This is a genomic window from Bifidobacterium rousetti, assembly GCF_008698235.1.
In the GTDB taxonomy this organism is placed as follows: domain Bacteria; phylum Actinomycetota; class Actinomycetes; order Actinomycetales; family Bifidobacteriaceae; genus Bifidobacterium; species Bifidobacterium rousetti.
This window is the reverse complement of record NZ_PEBH01000005.1, coordinates 145122-156755: the sequence shown is the minus strand read 5'-3', so window position 1 is coordinate 156755 and position 11634 is coordinate 145122. Positions and strand designations below refer to the sequence as shown.

Genomic DNA, 11634 nt, shown 5'->3' with positions numbered 1-11634 from the left:
ATCGTAGTGTCAAGCGTAGTGTCAGTCGCAGTATCAGATGTCATTCAGATGATTCAGATGTCGTAGCGCCAGGACTTGTCCGTGATAACACGGGCCATCGCCAGTCCGATCGGCAGGCAGATGATGACCATGAACGCGCGGAACGCCCAGTCGAGCGCCTGCTGGGTCTCGAACGACCCGAGGTGGAACATGGCCTGGTACATATACATGCCGGGCACCATGATCACGATCGACGGCACGGTCAGGCAGATGCGCGGGTAGCCGAGGTGCGGCGGCAGCCAGCCGCGACGCACCGAGGAGCGCCACATGGAGGCGAGCAGGCCGGCCAGCAGCGCGCCGATGAACGCGGCGGCCTCGGCGGGCACGCCCATGTCGACGATCTCGAGTCGCAGGGTGTCGGTGATCGCGCCGATGACGGCGGCCACGAGGCACATGCGCTGCGGCGAGTTGAACATGATGGAGAAGCCCCAGACGCCGAGGAACGCGAACACGAATCGCAGCGAACCGTTCACCCACGGGTTCAGACCCAAGGGTTCGAAGCCCTCCGGGTTGAGGTGCACGATCGCGGCGACCATCCAGCCGGCGAGCGTGGCCATGAGCACGATGCACAGGAAGTAGGCGAGGCGCTGTATACCGGAGGGGAAGTCGATCTTCGCCATGTCGAGTCCGCTGGTGATGAGCGGGAAGCCCGGGATGACGAACAGCATCGCGCCGATGTACGCGGTGTCGTGCTGCAGGGCGATCGGGTCGAACAGGCCGATCAGTCGCAGCGTGCCGGTGCAGGCGAGCGCGGCGACGGCCACGCACACGAAGGTGACGAAGAACTGGTTCAGGTGGTGGGCGAAGAGGCGACGGCGCAGCCAGTGGCCGAGTCCGGCGCCGACGAACGCGCCGACCATGTCGTACGGGCCGCCGCCCAAGAGGAACACGAAGGACGCGCAGGCGATCGCGGAGGCGAGTCCGGCGAACGCGGGGGAGTAGAGCGGCTTGCGATGCTCGATCAGGTCGAGCCGCTTGTGCGCCTGACGCACGGTGATGCCGGGATGGCCGGTCACCGGGGCCTTGCCGACATGGTCGAAGTGCTCGGCGTATTCGCCCTTCGGGGGCTTGTAACCGCGTCTGCGGGAGGATCCCGCCGTACCGTTGGCGGCCTTGGTACCGCTGCCGCCGTTGTTGCCGACGAAGCCTTCTTCCGGGGCCACGCCATGCCGACCTCGACCCTCGTGGGCGTCACGGACCTCACGGAATTCACGATCGACGGGGTGCTCGTGCGACGGCTTGCGGTCGTCGGCCATCCTGTCCCTCATGTCCTCGAAGTCGGGACCCATCACTTCGGAGTCGGCGTGTCCGGAGCCGTTAACGCCGCGGCGACGGCGACGCTCCTGCCGTTCGCGCTCCTCTTGCTTGGCGAGTTCGGCTCGTTCGGCGAGTGATTCGGTCATCGCCGACTTGGACCAGTCGCTCTCATGCACGTCCAGCGGTTCGGCGAGCGGCTGGCCGGGATCGGTGTGCTGGCTGGCGGCCTCGAGGGCGTCGAGGACGGCGTCCTGACCGTCCTGTTCAACCTGGCCGGACTCGCGCTGACCCGACTGACCTGCCTGACCTGCCTTGGCTTCATGGCCATGGCCGGCGAGCCTGTTCACCCATGTCGCGACCGCGCCGCCCCCCGACGCGCCTTGCGCCTCCTGTGCCTCGGCCTGACGCTCTTTTTCCTCCTTCTCCTCCTCGCGCAGCTGCTTGGCGAGCTTGGCGGACATCTGCGAGGCGTCCTTCTCGTCGAGGTGCTGCATGAGCCCCTTCGACACCTCGGGGCGCGTGTGGTACATGCTCTCCTCGCCGAGGTTCACGCTGAACCAGTCGGCGAAGTGCTCGAGCAGCCAGATGCGTTCGGTGTTGACGCCGGTGGTCGGCAGGTCGATGACCTCGGTGATGCGGTCCTTGCCGTCGGTGCACGCGGCCTCGATGTCGGTCAGGTTCACGTCGGCGCGCACATGCACGCCGAGCGGGTAGGCGATGCGATGCATCATCTCGCGCACGCGGAACGATCCGGTTCCCGCGGACAGGTCGAGCAGGCCGACGCGCACGATGACGCTCGCCTTGGCGGCGATGCCCGCCTCGGTGATCGGCTTGTCCCAGTCACGTTCGATGTCCTCCATGTCCAGCGGGATGGAGTGGGTGTGGTAGTGGGAGACGGCGATCGCGCCGTGCTCCTTGGGCTTCTTGGCGTCCTTCGGTCGGCCCGACCGGTCGGCCTGTATTTCCGTCCGCGTTTCGGTATGATCCGTCTGCTGTTGCATATGCTTTCCGATTCGACTTTCCGATTCGATTCTGGTGCGAATAATGCCGGATTTCGATGAATTCCTATGATTTTCCAAGGATTCACGCTACCCCGCGCCCATCCCCGCACACTCCGGCGCCCACTTTAGCGTCCACCTTTCGGACATCGGTCGGCCGTCATACGGGACCAGGGCAGGACCTCGGTGAGACCACGGTGAGGACTGCACGGGGCCTCCAGCCGGAAAACATCGCGCCGAATCGCCCGATAATCGAACTTCGTAACATACATGGCGATTTCGCGACGATACAATGCTGACCACAACCAAACGCCGTATACGGGCTGTGGGCTCGCAACGGACGGCCTCAACAACCGCGGAGGAGCCGCGGGCGACCGTCAGACCGAGCAACCTGAGGTACGGCAGAAGGAGGTCTGATGACAGATAACGATCAGCAGATCACGCCAGCCGACGCGACGATAGTCTCGACCGGCACAGGAACCAAGGGTCCCGAAGAGCGTACTCTGCCCGAATCACTCGCCAATGACATGGATCTGTGTCTGCACATCCTGCGCGATGTACTCGGCGAATTCGATCCCAAATTGCTCGCCACGTTCGACGAAGTGCGCAAGTACGCCGTCGAAGCCAGCGCCGAGCATTTCGAAGGCGTGATGGTCGATCCCGACCCGGATCACGACGGCCTGAAGAAGGCCGTGGAAGTCATCGACGCCATGAAGCTTCATGACGCCCAGCTTCTGGCCCGCGCGTTCGCCACCTACTTCCACCTCGCCAACCTGTGCGAGGAGGATTACCGCGTCTCCGTGCTGCACGCGCGTGAGGCCAAGGTGAGCGACGACAGCGCCGTGGACCCGATCAACGAGCTCACCGTCGCCTACCACCAGCTCATCAACGAGATGGGCCCGGCGAAGGCCAAGGAGCTGCTTGACCGTCTCGAGTTCCACCCGGTGTTCACCGCGCATCCGACCGAGGCCCGCCGCAAGGCGGTCGAGGGCAAGATCCGCCGCATCTCCGAGCTGCTGACGGCCAACAAGCTGCTGGGCGGCACCGACAAGAAGGAGAACCTGCGTCGCCTCTACAACGAGATCGACGCGCTGTTCCGCACTTCGCCGATCGCGCTCAAGAAGCCGACCCCGGTCGAGGAGGCGGACACGATCCTCGACATCTTCGACAACACGCTCTTCCACACGATCCCCAAGGTCTACCGCCGCTTCGACGACTGGGTGCTGGGCGACAAGGCCGGACTCGTCAAGCCCGTCTGCCCCGCGTTCTTCCACCCGGGCAGCTGGATCGGCTCCGACCGCGACGGCAACCCGAACGTCACCGCGAAGGTCAGCCGCCAGGTCGCGCGCAAGTTCTCCGACCATGTGCTGGCCGCCCTCGAGGAGGCCACCCGCACCGTCGGCAAGAACCTGACGATGGAGGCCGAGACCACGCCGCCGAGCGCCGCGCTCAAGGTGCTGTGGAGCCACCAGAAGGAGATGAGCGAGAGGCTCACCGACAAGGCCGCGCTGATCTCCACCAAGGAGCTGCACCGCGCCGTCATGCTGGTGATCGCCGACCGCCTGCACTACACGATCCTGCGCGACGCCGACCTGATGTACCACACCTGCGACGACTTCATCGCCGACCTCAAGACCGTGCAGCAGTCGCTGGCCGACGCGGGCGCCAAGCGCTCCGCCTACGGCCCGCTGCAGGACCTGATCTGGCAGGCCGAGACCTTCGGCTTCCACATGGTCGAGATGGAGTTCCGTCAGCACTCGGTCGTGCACTCCCGCGCCCTCGCGGACATCCGCGAGCACGGCCTGCACGGCGAGCGCGGCGATCTGCAGCCGATGACCCAGGAGGTGCTCGACACCTTCCGCGCCCTCGGTTCGATCCAGAAGCGCAACGGCCTGAAGGCCGCGCGCCGCTACATCATCTCGTTCACGAAGAGCGCGCAGAACATCAAGGATGTCTACGAGCTCAACCGTCTCGCCTTCGCGCATCCGGAGGACGTGCCGACCATCGACGTGATCCCGCTGTTCGAGCAGCTCGAGGATCTGCAGAACTCGGTGGACGTGCTCGAGGAAATGATCAAGATCCCCGAGGTGCAGGCTCGTCTGAAGGCCACCGGCAACAAGCTCGAGGTCATGCTCGGCTACTCCGACTCCTCGAAAGACGCCGGCCCGACCTCCGCCACGCTGGCCCTGCACTCCGCGCAGGAGCGCATCGCCAAGTGGGCGGAATCGCACGACATCGACCTGACCCTGTTCCATGGCCGCGGCGGCGCCGTCGGTCGTGGCGGCGGCCCCGCCAACCGCGCGGTGCTCGCCCAGCCGGTCGGATCGGTCAAGTGCCGCTTCAAGCTCACCGAACAGGGCGAGGTCATCTTCGCCCGCTACGGCAACCCGGTGCTGGCCATCCGCCACGTCGAGTCCGTCGCGGCGGCGACCCTGCTCCAGTCCGCGCCGAGCGTCGAGAAGCGCAACACGGACATGACCGCCAAGTACGCCGATATGGCAAACCAGCTCGACGAGGCCGCGCACAACCGCTTCCTCGACCTGCTGCACACGCCCGATTTCGCACAGTGGTTCTCCACCGTGACGCCGCTGACGGAGATCGGCCTGCTGCCGATCGGCTCCCGTCCGGCCAAGCGTGGCCTCGGCGCGAAGTCGCTCGACGACCTGCGTACGATCCCGTGGATCTTCTCCTGGGCCCAGGCGCGCATCAACCTGGCCGCCTGGTACGGCCTCGGCACCGCGTGCGAGCAGTTCGGCGATCTGGAGACGATGCGTCAGGCCTACGAGGAATGGCCGCTGTTCTCCACGTTCATCGACAACATCGAGATGTCGCTGGCCAAGACCGACGAGCGCATCGCCAAGATGTATCTGGCGCTCGACGACCGTACGGATCTGCCGGAGAAGGTCATGCACGAGATGGAGCTCACACGCAAGTGGGTGCTCGCGATCGTGAACGACAAGTGGCCGCTCCAGCACCGTCACGTCCTCGGTCAGGCCATCCGAATCCGCTCGCCGTACGTGGACGCGCTGTCCGTCACCCAGGTGCTGGCGCTGCGTTCGCTGCGTAAGAAGGTGGACAAGGAAGAGCTCTCCAAGAGCCAGCAGGCCGGGTTCATCTATCTCATCCTCTGCACGGTCTCCGGCGTCGCCGCAGGCCTGCAGAACACGGGCTGATTCCGGTCCGCGCCGTCGAATCATCGGGGAGCCCCGCAACCTCTGCCAGGTTGTGGGGCTCCCCCCGTTTTTTCGCATCACCCCGACGTGAGCATCTCGCCCATCGCGCGGTGATTCCCCTCATGAAGCGGTGACTTCCCCATGAAGCAGTGATTCCCCCATGACGCGGTGACGCAAAATGGCTATATTCCGCCAATCCGCAAAATCCCCTCACCGCTCCATGTGACTTTCACCGCGCGATGGGCCTCCAGACCACACGATGGGTGCGATGGGGAGCGGGTGAGCGTGGGTAGCGGGTAACGGGTAACGAGAACGATGCCGGTTCCCGGGATCACAAGGCGAAATCCCGGGAACCATGAAGGCCGGGGAACGTCACGCCCCAAGCAACGCGAGCATCTGGGGGATGCTCTTCTTGCCGAATTCGACCTTCTGCTCGCCGCCGCCATCCGCGCCGGCACCCGCACCACAAGCCTGACCAGCAGGGTCGCGGCCAGCCCGATGCAGCCGACCGCGATTTTGATTACCGCAAGGAAAGAAGTCCGGGATCTGTGGGAGTCCACTTCGCACCCATCGTGCGGGGCGATCTCCTACAGTGTAATGCGAGCGCTTCTGGAAACGTCAGGCTCTGACAATTTCAACCAGCCTCACTGTTTCGGGCCGGCAACGCGGAACGCGCACGCCCGGGGACGCCAACCATGCTCCAGATACCGAGCGCGACCCCACCGGTCCGAGCGAATCGATCGGCTCAAGCGAGGCCCGCGCCGGTTCAGGGCCCACCCAGCGCAGCACATATTGCGCATCGGGGTCGAGTCCAGACACACGCAGCCATACGCCACGGTTCGAGGATGATTCCTCATACTGCACGTGCGCGATGATCGCATGCGACTTGTCCCCAGCCACCACACCATATGCGAGTACGGCCGGATCGGCCACATCGAGCCGCACGAATCGGCCGGAATGCAGGAAGTCTCGATTGGCTTTGTACCAAGCGATCCAGGCTGCGAGCTCCTGCAGATCCGCATCGCTGGCTTTAGTGATGTCCCATTCAATGCCGAAGCTGTGGAACACGGCCGTTGCGGCGCGGAACGCCACCGAATATGTGCGGCCGGTCTGTTGCGAGGTGGGCTGCGAGATATGCGCGCCCAGGTATTCGGGGGCGATGTTCTGCACGGTCCACCGCTGGATGCGTTGGCGACTGAGCGCGTCGGTCATGTCCGAGGTCCAGCATCGTTGCACATGTTCGATGACACCGGTATCGATGCGACCGCCGCCGGATGCGCAGGATTCCCATTCGATATCGGGGAAATCGGCGCGCAACATGTCGAGCAGCCGGTAATAGGCCACGGTCTGGTTGTGGATCGATGCTGCTCCACCGTGAAGGTTCGACCCCGCCTCCAGCAGATACCGGTTGTGGTCCCACTTGATGTAGTCGATGCGGTATTGGGCCAGCACATCGCGAATCGCTCGATAGACATGATCGAATGCTTCGGGATTGGCGAGGTCGAGCACGAGCTGGTGACGCTGGAGAATCGGGGTCCGGGGCGACTCCTGCAACACCCAATCGGGATGTTCACGGTACAGATCGGAATCAGGGTTGACCATTTCCGGCTCGAACCACAGACCGAATTGCATACCCTGCTCATGCACGAAATCAACGAGCGGATGCAATCCTTCAGGCCACACATCAGGGTCCACCCACCAATCGCCGAGGCCGGCATTGTCGTCACGGCGCAGGTGGAACCAACCGTCGTCGAGCACATATCGTTCCACCCCGATGGCGGCGGCCCGGCGGGCAATCTCCAGCAGCGTATCCAGATTATGGTCGAACATCACGCCTTCCCATACATTGAGCACCACCGGCTGGCGGCGCGGGTGCGCGGGCAGTGAGCGCTCCCACTGATGCAGGCTGGCGGCGGCCCCGTCAAGGCCGGCGTTGGATGCCGTGACCATGATCCACGGCGTGGCATAGCTTTCCCCTTGGCGCAGCACGATCTCGCCCGGCTCCAGCAACTCGCCGGCGCTGACGGTAGCGAGCTGTGCCATGTCGCGCTGGACATACAGTTCATTGTTGCCGCTCCATGCAGGCTGCACCATGAGCACCGAGCCGTGGGCGAAATCAAATCCTGGCGTGCCTGCGATGAACAGCGGACCTTCGAAGCCTGTTTTGCCCCAACGAAATTCTCGCGACCAGATACCGTCGGCAATAGTGTGACGTTGCGGCTGGCGTTCGCGTTCGTGGCGGCCGGTGAAGTCCAGCAGCTCGGTCTGGTTATCAGACAATGGCACGCTGACGTCAAGCCCCTGCACCACGTACGGCGAATCCGCGCGATTAGTCAGCGTGTGCCGGATGCGCAGAGAACCACCTGTCAGGGATTCAAGCTCAGTGCTGAGTTCAAGTCCGGCAGACGCGTCGACGGCGCGGTACGCCAACCGGCGATCGCTGACTTCAGGTTCTTGCGCGATGACGAATCGTGGGGTCCAGCCTCCACCGAGTTGCATCAGAGCCGCGAAATCCGCAGCACTGCCCGCATCATCGACATCGACCGCAATGCGGAAACCGCGCAATCCCGGGCGGGTGAAGGTGTTTAGCGCATGTTCGGTGAGCAGCGGTACCGCACGCGTGGTCAATGCGGGGGCGTCGGCGTACGCGGATGGATCATCCGTGCTCAGCAGTGCGTTGACGTTGGGCAGATCGTCACCGACATGGACGTCGGACAGGGCGATTCTGGTCAGTTCTCCGGGAACCGACACGGAAGGAAACAACATGATTTCTCCCTACAGGTTTGATTCCGAACGTCACTTCTCCGCACCGGCGATCATGCCGGCGATGAAGTACTTCTGCAGGAACAGGTAGGCGATGACCATCGGCGCGGCGGCGATCAGGGCAGCGGCCGCGGCGGTGCCGAGGTTGCTGCTGTTCGCGGCGAAGAAGGAGGCGACGCGCGGTGCGATCGTCTGCTTGTCGGCGTCGGTGAGCAGGTAGACCGACAGTGCGTAATCGTTCCAGACGGTCGTGCCGGTCATGATGATGACAGTCGCGGTGACGGGCTTGAGCATCGGCAGAATCAGCCTGACGAAGATCGTAAAACGGTTGGCGCCATCGATCATGCCCGCCTCGTCCACGGACACGGGAATCGAACGGATGAACGCGGTGTACAGGAACACCGACAACGGCATGTTGATGGCGGCCAGCACCAGAACGATGCCCCAGTAGGTGTTTGCGCCGCCCAGATCGACGAGCATCGTGTACAGCGGCACGAGAATACTCAGCGGCGGAACCATCATCGTGGCCAGAATCAGCGCGGAGATGACCTTGTTGAAGCGCGTGGCGCGACGGGCGAGCGGATAGGCCGCGGCGGCGCCAACCACGCAGACGATCAATGTGGTGCATACGGTGACGATGATGCTGTTGACCACCGAATGCAGGATCTGGCCATCGGTGATGGCGGCGGTCCAATTGTCCCAAGCGATGTCGTGCAGGCGCGGCATCAGCGTGGACGACATGTCCGTCTGCGGCTTCATCGAGGCGTTGATCGCCAGGTAGAACGGCAGTAGCTGGCATACCACCACGATGGCGAGGAACAGATAGATAGCCCAACGTCCACGCTGGTAGCCGATCTGATCGACTTTCTTCTGATTGATTCTCTTGGTCGTCGACATCTCAGGCCTCCCAGTTGAGCTTCGCCAAACCCGTATTGAGCAGGTAGGTGATAATCGCAATGAGGATGAACAGGAACACACCCAGTGCAGATGCATATCCGGCGTTCTGCGCATCGAAGTACATCGAGCTGATGTAGGTGGAGATCGAGTTCGTCGCGTATCCGGGGCCGCCATTGGTGAGCACCTTGATGATGTCGAACAGCTTGAGGCCGCCGATGAGGTTCAGTACGACGGATGTGGTGAAGGCAGGCTGCAGCATGGGCAGCGTGATGTTCCAGAACTTCTTCCACCCGCTGGCGCCGTCGAGGCTGGCGGCCTCCATCACCGACTGGTCAAGGGTCTGCAGACCGGCCAGATAGATGATCATCGACACACCCACGAACTGGATGGAATTGACGAGGGTGATGATCGCCACGGAAACGGCAGGGTTATTGAACCACGCCACCTTCTCGAAGCCAAGGCCGGTCATGACCGTGTTCAGCGCGCCCTGCTGGTACTGGAAGATGAAGTAGTACATCGTGCCCATGATGACCGGGGCGACGAGCGCAGGCAGGTAGATGATGGCGCGGAACACGTTGCGCCCGCGAATCTTCGAATTCAGCAGCAACGCCAGGCCGAGTCCGAGGACCTGCTGGATGGCGGTAGATCCGACGCCGTAGATCAGCGTGTTGATGAGGATGAGCCGGAAGTTCGCGTCCTTGAACATCTGGACGAAGTTGGTCACCCCGATGAACGTCTTCTCGGGACTGTAGCCATCCCAGTTCGTCAGGGACAGTCCGATTCCGGAAAACAGTGGATAGACGATAAAGACGGCCAGCAGGATCACCGCCGGCAGGTAGAACAGGTTGATGGAGGAGCCGCGGAATCGGCCTGCGCGTTTGCTTTGCGTCTCTTGACGGCCACGCGACGATGACGTCTTGTTGCTCATGATGGATATGCTTCCGATTCGATGATTCGATGGGGGTGATTGGTGGATTGACGGCAATCCCTTGTGGTTCGTGCGATGACGTCCGTCCAGAACCGTCGCTCCGTTTCTCCGGGGACGGGGAGGGGAGCGACGGTTCCGAAGACTGGAACGTCATCGGTCGGTTCGGACCGACATTGGTCAGCTTTGCTTCTTGGCCCACATGGTGGTGAAGCTGTTGCTCATCTGGTCGGCTGCGCCCTTGGCGTCGAGCTGACCGGTGATCACACCATCGGTGGACTTGCACAGGGTATCCCACATGCCGTCGGGCAGGTAGATGCGGTCGAAGAACGGCACGGTGCGCGTCTGCTTCTCGTTGACCCAGTAATCGTAGGTGTCGTTGATCTTGCCGAGGTTCACGTCGATGCCGTCAAGGGCGGAGTCGTTGTTGGTCATCTTGGTGAGCTTGGTCATGTTCTCCGGCTCGGCGAGGAAATCGATGTACTTCAGGGCGATGTCCTTGTTCTTGCCGGTCTTGGATGCGCCGACGGCCCAGTCCTCGCCGATGGTGACGTAGCGATCGCCGCTTTCCGTCGGAGTGGCCATGAAGCCGAGGTTCACATCCGGGTTGAAGGTTTCGATCTGGGCGGAGTGCAGGTTGGAACGGAAGTAGAAGGCAGCCTGGCCGTTGGCCATGAGCTTCTCGATATCGTCCTGGGTGGCGGAGGTGTAGTCCTTGTTGAAGTAGCCGTCCTTCTTCCAGCCCTCGATCAGACCGCTCTCCTTCTCATAGACGGAGGAATCAAACTTGCCGGACTGCAGCTTCTTCAGTTCGGCATCGTCATACCATGCGGAAGCGGTGAGATCGGCCAGATCGCCGGCGATGGCGGTGTCCTTGCCGCCCGCGACCACGCAGGTCAGACCGGCTTCCTTGACCTTGGCGCAGGCGTCATTGAATTCGTCCCACGTGTTCAGGGAGTTCGGATCGACGCCGACCTTGTCGAGGACGTCCTTGTTGTAGAGAACGCCGGTGACCTGGATATCGAGCGGCAGCGCGTAGAATGTGCCGTCGTCCTCCATGAAGGCCTCCTTGGTGAGGTCCTTCATCTTGCCGGCCCAGCTGCGGTTCTGCAGCGGTTCAAGGAAATCGGCGTAACGGTCGCGCGACCACCCGTGGGTGTTCCACAGATCCGGCGCGTTCTTCGCAGCCAAACGCACCTTGATGTCCTGAGTGAAGTCCTGAGAGGACGGGATCAGGTTGATCTCGACGCCCGGATTGTCCTTTTCAAAAGCATCGGTAATTGACTGCAGCGTCTTGAGATGCACGGATCCGGTAGCCATGCCCGTGATGAAGTCCAGTTTCTTGCTTCCGCCGGCGGAACCGCTTCCGCAGGCAGCAAGTCCGGTGACGGCCATGGCGCAAGCGGCCAGCGCCGCGATGCCCTTGGTGATGCTTTTCATGTTCAAACCTCGCTGTTCTTTCCTGTTTCGGATGCTGATCCGAAAGGCTGCCGCGCCTTTCGCCCGGCGTACCGGCCGATCAGTGATTACTGATTCTACGCGGGTAGATTTCAAGTGCAAGTCTACCGGGTTGCACGGCGTG

At 62.7% G+C, this 11634-nt stretch carries 6 protein-coding genes; 1 reads left to right on the top strand and 5 read right to left on the bottom strand.

Going from position 1 to position 11634, the window contains the following annotated elements:
* Window positions 1–53 precede the first annotated feature (53 nt).
* Entirely contained in the window at window positions 54–2297 is a 2244-nt protein-coding gene (locus tag CSQ85_RS13390; protein ID WP_317909189.1) for a threonine/serine exporter family protein, read from the bottom strand.
* Window positions 2298–2710: 413 nt separating this feature from the next.
* On the opposite strand from CSQ85_RS13390, the gene CSQ85_RS07010 reads away from it, so the two are divergent.
* On the top strand, window positions 2711–5467 hold the full coding sequence (locus CSQ85_RS07010; RefSeq protein WP_150383453.1) for a phosphoenolpyruvate carboxylase: 2757 nt from the start codon (window positions 2711–2713) through the stop codon (window positions 5465–5467).
* Window positions 5468–6085: 618 nt separating this feature from the next.
* Here the strand turns inward: CSQ85_RS07010 and CSQ85_RS07005 are convergent.
* The 4 genes from CSQ85_RS07005 to CSQ85_RS06990 form a co-directional block, all read right to left on the bottom strand.
* Window positions 6086–8233: an alpha-galactosidase gene (locus CSQ85_RS07005; protein ID WP_150383452.1), complete on the bottom strand. Its 2148-nt coding sequence runs from the start codon at window positions 8231–8233 to the stop codon at window positions 6086–6088.
* A gap of 30 nt (window positions 8234–8263) precedes the next feature.
* Window positions 8264–9127 carry a carbohydrate ABC transporter permease gene (locus CSQ85_RS07000; protein ID WP_107041982.1) on the bottom strand — a complete coding sequence of 288 codons (864 nt, stop codon included), beginning with the start codon at window positions 9125–9127 and terminating at the stop codon, window positions 8264–8266.
* 1 nt (window position 9128) lies between these two features.
* Entirely contained in the window at window positions 9129–10055 is a 927-nt protein-coding gene (locus tag CSQ85_RS06995) for a carbohydrate ABC transporter permease (RefSeq protein ID WP_107041983.1), read from the bottom strand.
* Between the two features lie 177 nt (window positions 10056–10232).
* Window positions 10233–11492 carry an ABC transporter substrate-binding protein gene (locus CSQ85_RS06990; protein WP_107041984.1) on the bottom strand — a complete coding sequence of 420 codons (1260 nt, stop codon included), beginning with the start codon at window positions 11490–11492 and terminating at the stop codon, window positions 10233–10235.
* Window positions 11493–11634: the final 142 nt, after the last annotated feature.